General features: G+C 61.6%; 13 protein-coding genes. 5 read left to right on the top strand and 8 right to left on the bottom strand.

Features of this window, described 5'->3' with window-relative positions; all coding sequences use genetic code 11:
- The first annotated feature begins 152 nt into the window (after positions 1-152).
- On the top strand, positions 153-1934 hold the full coding sequence (locus CPI83_RS28050) for a hypothetical protein (protein WP_097388058.1): 1782 nt from the start codon (positions 153-155) through the stop codon (positions 1932-1934).
- 16 nt (positions 1935-1950) lie between these two features.
- Positions 1951-2880 carry an LLM class F420-dependent oxidoreductase gene (locus tag CPI83_RS28055; RefSeq protein ID WP_020905735.1) on the top strand — a complete coding sequence of 310 codons (930 nt, stop codon included), beginning with the start codon at positions 1951-1953 and terminating at the stop codon, positions 2878-2880.
- A 15-nt stretch (positions 2881-2895) separates the two neighbouring features.
- Here the strand turns inward: CPI83_RS28055 and CPI83_RS28060 are convergent, their stop codons facing one another.
- The 3 genes from CPI83_RS28060 to CPI83_RS28070 all read right to left on the bottom strand — a co-directional run bounded on the left by CPI83_RS28060 (position 2896) and on the right by CPI83_RS28070 (position 5434).
- Positions 2896-3492 (bottom strand): hypothetical protein, encoded by a 597-nt coding sequence (locus CPI83_RS28060; RefSeq protein ID WP_223257952.1) that lies wholly within the window; start codon positions 3490-3492, stop codon positions 2896-2898.
- A gap of 111 nt (positions 3493-3603) precedes the next feature.
- Positions 3604-4317, bottom strand: a complete 714-nt coding sequence (msrA, locus tag CPI83_RS28065; protein ID WP_020905733.1) for a peptide-methionine (S)-S-oxide reductase MsrA — start codon at positions 4315-4317, stop codon at positions 3604-3606.
- Positions 4256-5434, bottom strand: a complete 1179-nt coding sequence (locus CPI83_RS28070) for an acyltransferase (protein WP_020968085.1) — start codon at positions 5432-5434, stop codon at positions 4256-4258. The genes msrA and CPI83_RS28070 overlap by 62 nt, the downstream gene beginning before the upstream one ends.
- 260 nt (positions 5435-5694) lie before the next feature.
- Here CPI83_RS28070 and CPI83_RS28075 point away from each other — a divergent pair, with 260 nt between their 5' ends.
- Positions 5695-6318: a superoxide dismutase gene (locus CPI83_RS28075; protein WP_003944189.1), complete on the top strand. Its 624-nt coding sequence runs from the start codon at positions 5695-5697 to the stop codon at positions 6316-6318.
- Here the strand turns inward: CPI83_RS28075 and CPI83_RS28080 are convergent, their stop codons facing one another.
- From CPI83_RS28080 to CPI83_RS28095, 4 genes are all read right to left on the bottom strand, one after another.
- Positions 6319-7665, bottom strand: a complete 1347-nt coding sequence (locus CPI83_RS28080) for a hypothetical protein (RefSeq protein WP_080909301.1) — start codon at positions 7663-7665, stop codon at positions 6319-6321. It abuts the gene before it with no gap.
- A 44-nt stretch (positions 7666-7709) separates the two neighbouring features.
- Positions 7710-8858 (bottom strand): AI-2E family transporter, encoded by a 1149-nt coding sequence (locus CPI83_RS28085; RefSeq protein ID WP_080909302.1) that lies wholly within the window; start codon positions 8856-8858, stop codon positions 7710-7712.
- A complete protein-coding gene (locus CPI83_RS28090; protein WP_019746361.1) occupies positions 8848-9420 on the bottom strand; it encodes an HdeD family acid-resistance protein in 573 nt (190 codons plus the stop codon). Before CPI83_RS28090 ends, CPI83_RS28085 begins: the two co-directional genes overlap by 11 nt.
- Before the next feature lie 156 nt (positions 9421-9576).
- On the bottom strand, positions 9577-10926 hold the full coding sequence (locus CPI83_RS28095) for a DUF1254 domain-containing protein (RefSeq protein WP_046377720.1): 1350 nt from the start codon (positions 10924-10926) through the stop codon (positions 9577-9579).
- Positions 10927-11091: 165 nt separating this feature from the next.
- Between CPI83_RS28095 and CPI83_RS28100 the strand changes: the two genes are divergently transcribed.
- Together CPI83_RS28100 and CPI83_RS28105 are read left to right on the top strand one after the other, a co-directional pair.
- Positions 11092-11619, top strand: coding sequence for a hypothetical protein (locus CPI83_RS28100; protein ID WP_019746359.1), 528 nt, complete (start codon positions 11092-11094; stop codon positions 11617-11619).
- 292 nt (positions 11620-11911) lie between these two features.
- Complete coding sequence (locus tag CPI83_RS28105; protein ID WP_019746358.1) at positions 11912-12625, top strand: TMEM165/GDT1 family protein; 714 nt, start codon at positions 11912-11914, stop codon at positions 12623-12625.
- A gap of 3 nt (positions 12626-12628) precedes the next feature.
- Here the strand turns inward: CPI83_RS28105 and CPI83_RS28110 are convergent, their stop codons facing one another.
- Positions 12629-13648, bottom strand: a complete 1020-nt coding sequence (locus CPI83_RS28110) for an Lrp/AsnC family transcriptional regulator (RefSeq protein WP_020905727.1) — start codon at positions 13646-13648, stop codon at positions 12629-12631.
- Positions 13649-13685 lie beyond the last annotated feature (37 nt).

Consider the following 13685-nt stretch of genomic DNA (forward strand, 5'->3'; position numbering starts at 1 on the left):
CACCGCAGGTCAGTGAACTTTTGGGCGTCGGCGTCATTTATCCCGGCAAAGTTCACAATCCATTCAGAAATTGCTCCCGAAAAGACAGAAAAGACCGTTATCCCTTTTTTGCGGGAAGTCGGTTTTTGACACACCTGGAAGCATGACCGTCGATGACTTCTCCACAGCCCGAGCCAACTCTGACGTTCACCCCGAAACGGGTCGCGCAGCTCGCGTTCGTGTTGATCGGATGTCAGCTCGTCATTCGCGCCTGGGTTGCCGCGAGCAATTACTTCTACTGGGACGACCTCATCCTGATGGGCCGCGGAGGACGCTTCCCTCTCTTCTCGAGCGAACTCCTGCTCTACGACCACGACGGTCACTTCATGCCCGCGGCCTTCTTCTTCACCGGGTTGATCACCCGCATCGCGCCGTACAACTGGGCGCTGTCGGCAACGCTGCTCGTCATCGGCCAGGCCGCAGCGTCGTTGGCGCTTCTGCGCACTCTTCGGTTGGCCCTTGGTTGGCGACCGGCGCTGTTGATTCCGCTGATCCTGTATCTCTTCGTCCCGCTGACCCTTCCGTCGTTCTCGTGGTGGGCGGCCGCACTCAACGCCTTGCCGCTTCAGATCGCGCTTGCCTGGGCGTGTGGGGACGCGATCAAGCTGTACCGCACCGGGCATGTGCGCTACGTGTTCTCGGGCACCGCGGTTTTTGTCGTCTCTCTGCTGTTCTTCGAGAAGGCAGTGCTCGTTCCGTTCGTGGCACTCGCTTTTCTGGTGCTGTACTTGCGCACACAAGGTGAAGGAACGCCGATACGAAGTGCGGTCACGAAGTGCCGACGCCTGTGGACGGCCTGCGCCGCCGTGCTCGCGATCTGGATTCCGGTGTATCTGACAACTGTCGAATCTCCGATCACCGGCAACGGCCGTTCCATGTCCACCGAACTGCTGCATCACGGCACGTCTTTGGGGATGCTTCCCACCCTTCTCGGCGGCCCCTGGCGCTGGGAGCGGTGGATCCCCAGCCCCGCCTGGGCCGATCCGCCGACGGTCTTGGTGGCCGCGGCCTGGGCCGCGCTGCTGACGACGGTCGTGATGACCGTGCGTGCCCGACGCGGCGCTGCCTGGATCTGGGTCGCCGCGGCGCTGTACTTCCTGGCCTCTGTCGTGGCGATGACCGCTACCCGATCCGACGCCGACACCACGTACGAGTTGGCGCAGACCTTGCGTTACTTCACGGATTCGGCGACGGTGTTCGCCCTCGCCGCCGCTCTGATTCTCGCTGCACCTCGGCGGCGTCCGGCCCGGATACCCGTCGCAGTCGCCGCCGGCCTGTCGGCGCTCTTCGTGGTCAGTTCGCTCGTCTCGACCGTCACGTTCGTCGACATCTGGCGCGAGAACCCGACTCGCGACTACCTCGCCAACGCGCGAATGTCGTTGTCACAGAATGAGGATGCTCCACTGCTCGAGCAACCCGTCGCGATCGAAGTGCTCCTTCCCGTCGCCTTTCCGAACAATTTGGCAAGCAATGTTCTCGCGCCACTGCCTGATCGCCCCGAATTTTCTTCCAGCACTCCGATTCTGCGCACCATCGACGACAGCGGACGGATTGTCGATGCCGAAGTGACCTGGACGAGAAGGATTCCCGAAGGAGCGGCACCGAACTGCGGCACCCGTGCCGAAGGCCCGACCGAACTCCCCCTCGACGGCCCCCTGGCCGGCTGGGAATGGACGGTGCAGCTCAATTACCTCGCGAGCACCGACGGAACGATCGATGTCGCGTTGGAGTCCGGCGACGCAGTATCGGTACCCGTGACGCAGGGTTTGCACTCGGCATTCGTGCGCCTGGTCGGCCACGGAAACAGTGTGAAGATCACGCCGACAACGCCGGGACTGACGCTGTGTTTCGGCGCCGGACAAGTCGGTGCCGTCGTCCCGACCTCCGCAAAATAGTGGCAGAGTAGAAGTCATGGAGCTGCGTATATTCACCGAACCCCAGCAGGGCGCTACCTACGAACAACTACTGACTGTTGCCCAGACCGCCGAAAAACTCGGCTACGGCGCATTTTTCCGCTCGGACCACTATCTCGCCATGAATTCCGACGGCCTTCCCGGACCCACCGACGCGTGGATCACGCTCGCCGGAATCGCCCGCGAAACATCCACCATCCGCCTCGGCACTCTGGTGACGTCGGCTACGTTCCGTCACGCCGGACCGCTGGCCATCTCGGTCGCACAGGTCGATCAGATGAGTGGTGGCCGCGTAGACCTCGGCATCGGTGCCGGCTGGTACGAGGAAGAGCACCAGGCGTACGGCATCCCGTTCCCGGCGCTCAAGGATCGCTTCGAACTGCTCGAGGAAACTCTCGACGTAGTGACCGGCCTGTGGCGTACGCCGGTCGGCGACACGTTCGACTACGACGGTAAGCACGTGCAGATCAAGAACTCTCCCGCGCTTCCCAAACCGCACCAGGTCGACGGTCCGCCGATCCTGATCGGTGGCACGGGCAAGAAGAAGACTCCGGCGCTCGCCGCTCGGTTCGCGAACGAGTTCAACATCCCGTTCAAGTCCCTCGCGGAAACGAAGGACATCTTTGCGCGGGTTCGTCAGGCTTGCATCGACATCGAGCGCGATCCGAACGAATTGGTGTACTCCAACGCTCTCGTCCTGTGCTGCGGCCGCGACGAGGCGGAGATCAAGAAGCGCGCCGAAGCGATCGGACGCGACGTGGACGAGCTACGTGAGAACGGTCTGGCCGGAACACCTTCGGAGCTGGTCGACAAGATCGGCACTTTCGCCGAGGCCGGTTCACAGCGCGTGTACCTGCAGACTCTCGATCTGGCCGATCTGGATCATCTCGAACTCGTCGCAAGCGAGGTCATGCCCCAACTGCAGTGAGGAAAGGTCCGGGATCTACAGCGCGTTCGCGTCGAGGAACGCGCGTAGGTCTCGGTCCCACTGGGCCGAGCGGGAACGATCGAGAAAGACCCGCACCAGCATGAACGCGATGACCAATAGGGACATCACGCTGAACCAGGTGAAAACCCCGGTCACCACGGCTGCGACGTCGGCAGCACTCTGTGTGATCGGAGCTACGGTCTTGTCGCCGTGATCGTTGACGTAGATGGGGACCTCGGTGCCGACGGGCGTCGCCGAGTCGACAGTGACATCACCCGTGTGAACCTCACCGTTCCAGTTCCATTGCGCGCTGGCCATTTCGGTGGTCGGTGCAATGTAATCGGCTGTCGAGGGGGTGGTCTGCGTCGAGTCTGCAGTCGTCGTCGCCGAAATGCTGTGTAGTTCGGCGGATTGTTTGGCGATCAGTGCGTTCTGGCTCGAAGCCGTCGCAGCCCCTGCCCATACCGCGAGAGGCAGCAGAAGAATCGCGAAAATGATCAGACCGAAGGACATGAATCCTTCGATCCGATCACTGCGGCGAACCATCGGATCGTGGCCTACATGAATGGTGCGTCGGAGCAGCGACGCAGTTCCTCGCGTACTACCTGACATTATTAGCTCAGTTCTCTCGACGACACACTCTTACATCGAGATTCCCTTTGTTTCGATCTAGTTGCAAGTGTTAACGAGCTGAATCACATGTGTCCTCCAACACCTGTCCAGTTATTCGCTCGGCGGAAGGATGTCCGTCTGCGCCGGAACCTGATCCTGACGGAGCAATCCGACCGGGCAACTGACGCCGGTGGCATGCACCGGGCAGTAGCCGCCGGGGTTCTTCGCCAAATACTGCTGGTGGTAATCCTCCGCGTAGAAGAAGTCGCGCAGCGGACCGATTTCGGTGGTGATCGCGCCGTATCCGGCTTCGGCAAGTCGTTCACCGAAAGCGACGGCCGACGCATGAGCGATTTCTTCCTGCTCGGCGGACGTCGTGAAGATCGCCGAACGGTACTGCGAGCCCTGGTCGTTACCCTGACGCATCCCCTGCGTCGGATCGTGGTTCTCCCAGAAGTGCGCCAGGATCTGCTCGTAGGAGATCACTGCGGGATCGAAGACCACCAGCACCACTTCGGTGTGACCCGTACGTCCGGAGCACGTTTCTTCGTACGTCGGGTTGGGGGTGAAGCCTCCCGCATAACCCGCAGCGGTTGTGTACACACCGGGAAGCTGCCAGAACTCCTTCTCGGCGCCCCAGAAACAACCCATCCCGACGACGACGGTCTGCAGTTCGGCCGGAAACGGCGGCGTCAACGGATGCCCGTTGACGTAGTGCGCGGTAGGTACCGGCATTTTCTGCTCTCGCCCGGGCAGGGCGTCCTCAGGCGCGATCAGCGTGGATTTTGCGGACGCTCGTCCCAGAATGTCGTCGTACCAGCTCATGCTTCGATGCTACGCGTGAGCGGCTGTTTCGCCACGCCGTGACCGCGCGGGCGCCGGGCAGCTCCACCCACCGGTAGCCGATTTCTGCTACCGCGGCCGTTGCCAGAAGGAACAGCGCGAACGCCAGCGTCGGTCCGACGTACAAAACGGTGTTCTCGACAACGCGGTACAGGATCAGGGTGTGCACGAGATAGATGATGTAACTGCGCGTCGAAAGCCATTTCACGACTGACCAGCGCGTCGGGACACCGTCGTAGCGGCCGATGAGAACTACCGCTGCGGCGACTACCGAAATGGTCCACAGGTAGTGCTCGCCGGCCCAGTAGACGCGGAACTGGGTCGCCACGATGATGACGTGCATCTGAACGAGGACGGCAACGATCAGCCAGCGGCCGGGAGCGAGCTTGGCCCACGCGAGGTACATGATCTGACCGAGGAAGACAGCCGGCAGCGTCGCGGCGATCTTGGACAGCATCGGCACCGTGTACGGCAACGGCGCGTAGACGTTGTAGAGCAGCACCAATGAGCACAGTGCTCCGCCCGCGAGCGGCATGACGATTGGACGCAGACGCAGTATCGGTCGAGCCGCGACGCAGGCGAGATAGAAGAGGAACTGGACGGTGAGCGTCCAGGTCACTCCGAGAACCGCTACCTCGGGCTTGAGAAAGAATCCGCCGAGAAAAAAGCTCATCAACGCTTCGGTATCGGAAATACCTTCCTGACCGCTGAACATTCCGTTGATTCCGAGGCGGACCAGAAGAATGGCAATCGCGGTTGCCACCCAGAATGCAGGCAGCAGGCGGCTGAATCGGTTGGTCAAGAACTTTCCGGGGCCGTCACGAATCGCGGACCGCGTCACCAGAGCGCCGGTCAGCATCATGAATACCGCGACGCCGACAAAAGAGAGGTGCTGGTTGAGTTCGGCAGGCTCGATCAGAACGCCGTAAACGACGTCGATCACCCACCAACCCGAGCCGAGATCGTCGATGACGTAAAAAGAGATGTGGGAGTAGATCACGGCGGCAACCGCCAGTGCTCGCAGCAGGTCAGCGCCCGGAAGATTCACCCGAGGCGCGGCCGCCTCTGGTGATTCCGGGAGGAAAACTGGTGCGGGCATCGCGCAAGTTTAAGGTTCCGTTCACCTTTACGACGAATTTGCGCATATTAGCTTACCCTTAGATCCGACTAAGTTCGGTTAACCAAACTTTATTCTTTGGTGATTACTACCTGAGCCGGACTGTTGCGGACGGTGTACGAATGTTATTGGGTGGAAACCCGAAGAATGATTTGCACATACGCGAGTGACGTCACGCCGTGACCGGTGATCGACGCACTCTAAAGCACCAGGGCTCACCAGCCCGCAAAGAAGGGACCCTCGTGTCTGTTTACACGCTGCCGGAACTCCCCTACGACTACGCAGCCCTCGAGCCGCACATCTCGGGCAAGATCATGGAGCTGCATCACGACAAGCACCACGCGGCTTACGTTGCCGGTGCCAACGCTGCACTCGAGAAGCTGGCCGAGGCTCGTGAGAACGACACCATCGCAGCGCAGGCCAACCTGCTCGAGAAGAACCTGGCGTTCCACCTCGGTGGCCACACCAACCACACCGTTTTCTGGAACAACCTCAGCGCTGACGGTGGCGACAAGCCCGAAGGCGAGCTCGCCGCAGCGATCGACGACAACTTCGGTTCGTTCGATCTCTTCCGCGCTCACTTCTCCGCGAACGCCAACGCCATCCAGGGCTCCGGCTGGTCCATCCTCGCGTGGGACTCGATCGGACAGCGTCTGATCATCGTCCAGCTCTACGATCAGCAGGGCAACATCTCCATCGGCCTCACGCCGCTGCTGCTCCTCGACATGTGGGAGCACGCTTTCTACCTCGACTACCAGAACGTCAAGGGCGACTACGTCAAGGCATTCTGGAACATCGTCAACTGGAACGACGTTTCGGCTCGCTTCGACCGTGCACGTACCCAGACCGCAGGTCTGATCGTCTAGTCACAGCTCTTCTTGCGAACGGCGGCGCCTCACCAGGGGCGCCGCCGTTCGCGTCAGCAGAGCGCCACCGAGCAGGACCGTCGTGGCTCCGAAGACCAATGCCAGTGTGCGAGTTCCGGAGTCACCACTGCTCGCGCTGGTCTGATTCACGGCCACCGGATCCGACAGCACCGAGGTCAACTGAACCTGCTGCGGAGTGGTCATCGCCGGAATACCGGATTTTGCGCCGTCGAGGCCCGTGACCAATGACTTGGCGATCCCTTGCAGCGTCGTGAATCCCTGGGTGATCTGATCGGTCACGTCGCCGAGCATCTGCGGTGCCTGATCGGCGATGGGGATGAGTCCGTCGTTCAATTGTCCGGCAGCACTGCTCAGTTGATCGCTCGCGCCTTGCAGCTGCCCGACAGCGGTGCGGACTAGATCACCGAGCTCCGTATCGGGTCCGACCGAGCCACCCAACAGCGCCGGAACGGTGCCCAATTGCGCATTCAGCGCACCGAGATCCGAACTCACACCGGCCAGTTGCGCTGTCACGTCGGGCGGGATCGGAAGGCCGTTCAACGCAGTTTGCAACGTGTCGATCCGTGTCTTCAATTCCGCGGTCGACGACGACGCCTCCCCCAGCGTCAGGCCCAGTGAGTCAGCGCGCGTGGCCAGCTCTTCCGCCGACCCCGACGCCTGATCGACCACGCCGGATACCTGGTCCGCCACGCTCATCAACTCCAACGCTCCCGAGCGTGCGGTCTCGAGATACGGCAGCAGAGTGCCTGCGCCTGCCTTCACCTGATCGATGGACTTTCCGGCCTCGTTGGTGCCGGCGACCAGAATCTGTGCGGTGGTGAGGTTTTGATCGATCGAGCGCCGCGCGGCCGAAGTCTGAGCCAGCAAACCCTTGATTCCGTCCGCGCCGACCTGCGCCGATACGGCCCGAGTCAACTCGGCGGACTTCTCCGGGTCCGAGCCATTCACCGCCAGTTCGACACTGGCTTGGCGGGGATCAGTGCCGAACATCGACGCGACGGTTTCGCTGAAGTCTTCCGGCACCGTCAACGTCGCGAAGTAGTTCCCGCCGGGATTGTCGACCACCTGGAAGTCGAAGTCTTCGTTCTTGCCCAACGTGTCCACCAGGGTGTCGCCGGCCCGAAGTTCCTTGCCGTCGAGCGTGGTTCCCGCGTCGGCGTTCACGATCGCGACGGTGTTCGAGGAATCGGCACCGCCCGCGAAGATCACGAACCCGATCCCCGCCACCGCAGCCGCGACAATCGCGGCCACACCACCCACTGCCAGCCGTCGACCGAGGCGTGACGGCTGGCGGTGGGAGTTCTCGGTGGTGTTCTCGGCGCTCATGGGCGAGACGATAAAGCAACAACTTGTAGAAACACTGAGAAGTTCTAGGTGGGCGCCGGGGTCGGTTTCGCTTCTTCTTTCGGGTCTTCATCCGGTTCGGTTCGAGGACCACTGATCAGGATGTCCGCCCAGCGTGTGGCCGGGTCGATGTCGAGCAGGACGGCCTTCACCAGCAACGAGAGCGGAATCGCCAGCAATGCTCCGAGTGCTCCGAGAACCCACGCCCAGAAGACAAGCGAGAGGAAGGTCATCGTCACCGACAGCCCGACGGCGTCGCCGACGAACTTGGGTTGGATGATGGACTGGATCACGAAGTTGATGACGGAGTAGACGACGATCACCCACAGCATCAGCCACGGCCCGCCCTGAAGGAGTCCCAGGAGCGCCGGTGGGATGACGCCGATGACAAACCCGATGTTGGGGATGTAGTTGGTGATGAACGACAGCAGCGCCCACAGGACGGGCAGCTGAATGCCCATCAGCCACAGCGCACCACCGTCGAGTACCGCCACGATGAGGCCGAAGACCGTCGAGACGACCAGATATTTGCGAGTTCCGGCGGCAAAGGTGGAGAGCGCGTAGGAGATTTCGGGACGTTGCTCCGACAGCACATTCAACCGCGAGCGGATACTCATGCCGTCGAAAGCCATGAACAACAACAGCGCGAGGATGAACACCAGATCCGACAGAATGCCGAGCAGACCCTCCAGCCCGCTTTCGAGTACGCCCACAACCTTCGTGAGATCGATACTGCTGAGTGTGCTTTGGATCTGTTCGGTGCTGACTCCGAAGTCGGCCAACTTGTCGCGGCCCTCGTTGAGGAGGTTGGTCATCTCCTCGGAGTATTGAGGCAGGATTGTCGCCAACTGGGCCGTCGACACGATCAACGACGCCGCCAACCCGAGCAGAATCAGGTACACGGTGACCAGTGAGCCGAGCATCCCGACCCACTTGGGCCACCCTCGTCGCTGTGACCAATCCTGAATGGGCTGAACGGCAATCGTCAGCACGAGCGCCAGGAATACCGGTCCGAGGATGCCGCCGAACACCTTCATTCCGCCGACGGCAACCACGGTGGCCGCGAGACCGAGCAGGACGATCAGACCGCGCGGGATCGACCAGTTCGCACTACCGGAAAGCGTGGGGATCGGAGCGGGAGCCGCGGCGGCCGGCTTGCCCTTCCTAGAGAACACCGGCTTCCTTTGCCCGGCTTCTGATCTGGAATGCGCCCACGATCATGAAGAGGCCGAACAAGATTGCGTACCAACCCAACAGCCAGATGAGGCTGATGATGCCTTCGCCTGGTGCGATCAGAAGGATGATGCCGAAGATGACCGCGAGCACCGATGCGGCGAGCAGCCATCCCCAACTGGATCCTGGCAGCGCTTTCATCTTGAAGGCGCCGACAATTCCGAAGATTCCGAACATGATGGCGTAGAAGGCAATTATGTACAGAAGTACCAGCGCCGTGATGCCTGGCCAGACCAGCGCGACGATACCGGCTCCCACCGAAACGACGCCGGTGAACACCCACCATCCCCACGAACTCAGGTGTTCGCGGTCCCGGATGGCTCGAACGAGCGTGATCAAGCCGTCGACAATGGAGTAGATACCGAACAGGAAAACCAAGGCCACCACGGTAATTCCCGGCCACACGAGCGCGATGATTCCGAAGATCACGCCGAAGATTCCGCGGATCAGGATCATCCACCAGATCTCTTTGCCGTACTGCACGAACGGATTCTGCGTGACCATCAGTAGCCTCCGAAGCAAGCGGGTGTCTCTGACCGATTCAACAGCTTTTCAAACAGGGCAATACCGACAGATCGTATGGCTATCGTGACCTTTCCGCCCATCGAAACGCGCGGCTGATACCGAGTTGTGCTCTTCGGGTGCGAAGCGAGGGGACTTTCAGCCCGCTTCCCGAATACTTGCTTCCCGAATACCGGGCGCAGTCCACGATCCCGAAAGCACTGCAGCCTTCGGCCAGTACAGGCGCAGAAAGACGTTGAAGTCACCGGACGGAGCCGGCAGCCAGTTCCGCTCCTTCTCGCCACCAGGCGACTCGTGCTGGAGATAGATGTCCAACGAGCCGTCGTCGGCGAACACCAGATCACTTCGATCGCCGATGGCATATCGATCGATCGGGTTGTCCACGAAGTACTGTCGCTCGTTCATCATCGTGAGCGACCAAAATCCCTCGACCGGCGGGAGCTCGTCCTTCTCGAAATGAAGTACGTACTTCTTCTCACCGGTCAGAGGCTTACCGTCGACGTCGGTGGTGGCGTGCGGGTACACGGCATCTGCGTCGAGGTTGGCCCCGAAACCGAGCCAGACGATCAGAGCCCGCTGAGCGTAATGAGTCCCGTAATGCCCCAAGCCGCGGTGCATCGTCCAGCCGTTCTTCGGATTGCCTTCCGCCTCCTTGGCGATCTCGCTCAGCACGTCCATTCCGGTTCGCGCAGCCCGGTCGAGGGCATCACGCACCTCTTGCGGGCGCGACTTCCAGGGCAGCGACGAGCCGATTCCGATGTCGGACAGCTGTTTCATCATCTCGGTATCCTCCGGACGCGGAGGATTGTCGTCGAGAAGTGCGTCGAGCGTGGTGAAGAAGGCCTCGCCGTCCATTGCGGCCACCTGGTCCACCGGCGGTGTGCGCGTGTCGACAGCGGAGTTCACCGGAACTTCTCCGGGCGTGTAGTCCTGCGGATCACCTGTCCACTCCGACAGTGGTGTGAGCCGCGTCCGGTCCTGCAGGCTGTGCACTTCGGCCAGGTCCGTTCCCCCTGACGTCGCGTAGCGGGCGACTATCCAATTCATCGCCGTCGGCGACCGCAGCAGCGTCAAACCCTTGGGCACGTTGCCTTTCCAATTCGGTCCGGCCACCAGGTACGGCCCCCCGGTGCGTCCTACCGTCCGAGATCCCGGCACCGTGAAGACGTCGCTCCACGCGTCGAGGATGGGGACCAACCAGTACCGGGTGCCGAAGTCCGGCAGCGAGAGCACCTGCGGTTCCGTCGAGACGTCCAGCCACCCCGACGAGTAAAGAGTGTCCGCGTTCGGCGAGACGACATCGGTGAAGCTCGCATCGGGCGTCGTACGCGCATAAGCGAACTGGTTGAGCGGGGCTTTCATCGCCACCGGGGTCGGCGTCGCCGTCATGACGTCACGCGATACCGCCGCAATCAACAGGGGATACCCGAAGATCCACGCCTGCGTTGCCAGGTCTTCGAGCCGAGAACGGTTCTTCGACAGAGTCATGCCTGCGCATACCACCGCTCTCACCAGCGCAAACCTGGCTGGCACTCTCCCTGTCTTGTGTGCCAGTACCGAATAGGTGCATATTTCGATTACCCAACGAGGTGTGCCGGACCGACGCATGCGCGTCAGACCGAGATTTGCCCCAGCACCGAGGGAGGAACAGAAATGAACAGAAACGAAGCAATAGGCATTTCTCCGTTCCAAGCCGCTGGGTCTTTGCAGGGTTTCGTCATTTCCGGCCGTTGGCCGGACACCACCCAGGAGTGGGCGCAGCTTCTCGCCCTGGCTGTCCGAGTGGCCTCGATGCCGGGATTGTTGCCGACGACGACGGTCTTCGGAGTGCGTGAGGACGTTCCCGAGGATCCGCAACCCGGCACCGTCGGTCTGGTGGTTGCCGAAGGTCCGGTGCTCGGCGATTTTGCACTGACACCCGGCCGTTTCTCCGACCATCAGCCGCCGGCACTGATCATGCTGCACCCGCCGTCGGAAACTACCCCCAGCCTGCCGGAATGCGAGGGAAGCGCGTCGGGGTGCGTACTACTGCCAGGACTTCCCTACCTGGGCTTGGAGCATCGTGCGGCCTGGGTGGAGGCAGAGCCGGACGGCACGGTCGTCTCCATGATCAGCCGCGTCGGCATCGATTTGATCAGCGATCCCGACACCGCTGTTTTGGCCATGCTCCTCGCTTCGTGACGGCCGCGGTAAGCGATAAGTTCGGACTCCCAAACTTGCTGTGCGCTTTGCCAATTCGAGCCGACCGCGCTAACGTGGGTAGCAACGAAGGGGAGTAGCCCCCAATCGCCTGTGTCGACATACTGGTTCGACGCGTTCCGCCTGGTGCGGATCGCGAAGCACCCGGCCTGGCGAACCGAAGGTCCTGTGGCCTCGGTGGGCGAGACCTTCGGCCGGACAAGCGCACTATGCGCCTGCCCAGGCCGGAGGCTCGCATTTTTCCTCCGACCTACACCGACCGGAGGAGTAAACCTTGCTTGCCGCAATACTTTTGAGTTTCGGCGTCATTTTCGTCGCTGAACTCGGCGACAAGTCGCAACTGATGGCAATGACGTTTGCCTTGCGATATCGCTGGTGGGTCGTCCTCGGCGGAATCACCGTCGCCACCACCCTTGTTCACCTTGTCTCGGTCGCCGTCGGCCACTACCTGGGCGTCGCACTCCCCACCGCTGCAATCTCCATCGTCGGCGGTATCGCGTTCCTGATCTTCGGCCTCTGGACCCTGCGCGGTGACGATCTCACCGACGACGAGCAGAACAAGGCCGGTCGCGTCACGCGATCCGCCTTCATCGCCGTCGCGTCGGCCTTCTTCCTGGCAGAACTCGGCGACAAGACCATGCTCGCCACCATCACCCTTGCGACCGACAACGACTGGATCGGCGTCTGGATCGGGTCGACGGTAGGCATGGTGGCGGCCGACGCTCTCGCCATCATCGTCGGCTCGGTACTGGGCAAGCACCTCCCGGACGGATTCATCAAGATCGGCGCCGCGGTGCTGTTCTTCGTCTTCGGTGTCTGGCTGCTGCTCGAGGGCATCTTCCCCGACTCGTCGGCCGGCATCATCGGCGGTGGCGTTGTCCTGGCAGTGTCCGTACTGGGTGCGCTGGCTCGGATGATCTGGAAGCGCTCCCGTGCGACCGACTCCGATACACACCTCGTCGACGACAATCGGACGCCGATCGACTGACGCTCAACGAATAACGTCGCCGGCGCCCCAAATCGCGACCGGGACATGACCTTCCGCCACTCCGCTCGGTCCGAGTAGCTGCCCGAACCGCTTCATCGGGTACAGCGAGACACGTCGATCGAGGATCCGCACACTACCGATTCGGCGGAGTCGATCCTCGACGACAAGACTCTGCGCGAGGCTGCTCAGCCACACGCTGATCAACATGTTCGCTGTTCCGGTAGTCGCCACCAACAATCTGATCTCCGGCCAACTCGACACAAGATTGCCGAGTTCGTCGGTGGAACCGTCCACAGCGACATCGAAGATCACTTCGAACGGTGAACCGACAGCCTGTTGCGAGACATCGCAGCGGAAAATCAACTGTCGCGATGCAGTCAACTGGGCCAAGCGCCGTCGAATCGCAGTCTCGTTCGTTCCACAAATCGCGGCGAGACGCGCATAGCTGGCACGTCCGTCACGGCCGAGCGCCTCCAACAGGGCACCGTCGGACTCACGGAACACTGTCGGATCTGCCGGCGCCGCAGCGGTTGCCAGCTGAGCGCGACCTGCTTGCCCCAGAGCGCCCGGCTCCCAACTGAAGCCGTCTCGGTACACCTTCACCCCGACCCGGCTTCTGATCGACAAGATTCCAGGATCGGCAGCCAGGTGCTCACACACCAAGGCGTCCAAACTCTTCTGGTCGGCGGCCACAACTCCGACGAAGTACTCGTACTCACCTTCCGTCCTGGCCAACAGATAAGCGCAGGCCAGCTCACTTAACCGCTCCCCCACGTCGGCAACCGCATCCTGAGTGGTCCTGATCAGGAGATAGCCGAATATGTGGGTTCGACCGATTGCGACCGCGTTGACCCACGAATGACCGTTCGAGACGAGGCGACGCCACCGGCGGGCGATCGTCGTCGAATCCATGTCGAGTACCGACGACAACTGCGTCCACGACGCGCGGGGGTTGAGTTGGAGTGCATTGATGATCTCCAGATCAGATTCCGCGATCACATATGCGTCGGATTCCGGCTTCATCTGCCAAGTATTGCTGGATTACTGCATTCTGACCGGT

It is taken from the genome of Rhodococcus sp. H-CA8f (assembly GCF_002501585.1).
GTDB lineage: Bacteria > Actinomycetota > Actinomycetes > Mycobacteriales > Mycobacteriaceae > Rhodococcus_F > Rhodococcus_F erythropolis.

Coding starts and splice junctions, on each gene's coding strand:
- CPI83_RS28050 (WP_097388058.1), top strand. CDS start 153: ATGACTTCTCCACAGCCCGAGCCAACTCTGACGTTCACCCCGAAACGG.
- CPI83_RS28055 (WP_020905735.1), top strand. CDS start 1,951: ATGGAGCTGCGTATATTCACCGAACCCCAGCAGGGCGCTACCTACGAA.
- CPI83_RS28060 (WP_223257952.1), bottom strand. CDS start 3,492: ATGTCAGGTAGTACGCGAGGAACTGCGTCGCTGCTCCGACGCACCATT.
- msrA (WP_020905733.1), bottom strand. CDS start 4,317: ATGAGCTGGTACGACGACATTCTGGGACGAGCGTCCGCAAAATCCACG.
- CPI83_RS28070 (WP_020968085.1), bottom strand. CDS start 5,434: ATGCCCGCACCAGTTTTCCTCCCGGAATCACCAGAGGCGGCCGCGCCT.
- CPI83_RS28080 (WP_080909301.1), bottom strand. CDS start 7,665: ATGAGCGCCGAGAACACCACCGAGAACTCCCACCGCCAGCCGTCACGC.
- CPI83_RS28090 (WP_019746361.1), bottom strand. CDS start 9,420: ATGGTCACGCAGAATCCGTTCGTGCAGTACGGCAAAGAGATCTGGTGG.
- CPI83_RS28095 (WP_046377720.1), bottom strand. CDS start 10,926: ATGACTCTGTCGAAGAACCGTTCTCGGCTCGAAGACCTGGCAACGCAG.
- CPI83_RS28100 (WP_019746359.1), top strand. CDS start 11,092: ATGAACAGAAACGAAGCAATAGGCATTTCTCCGTTCCAAGCCGCTGGG.
- CPI83_RS28110 (WP_020905727.1), bottom strand. CDS start 13,648: ATGAAGCCGGAATCCGACGCATATGTGATCGCGGAATCTGATCTGGAG.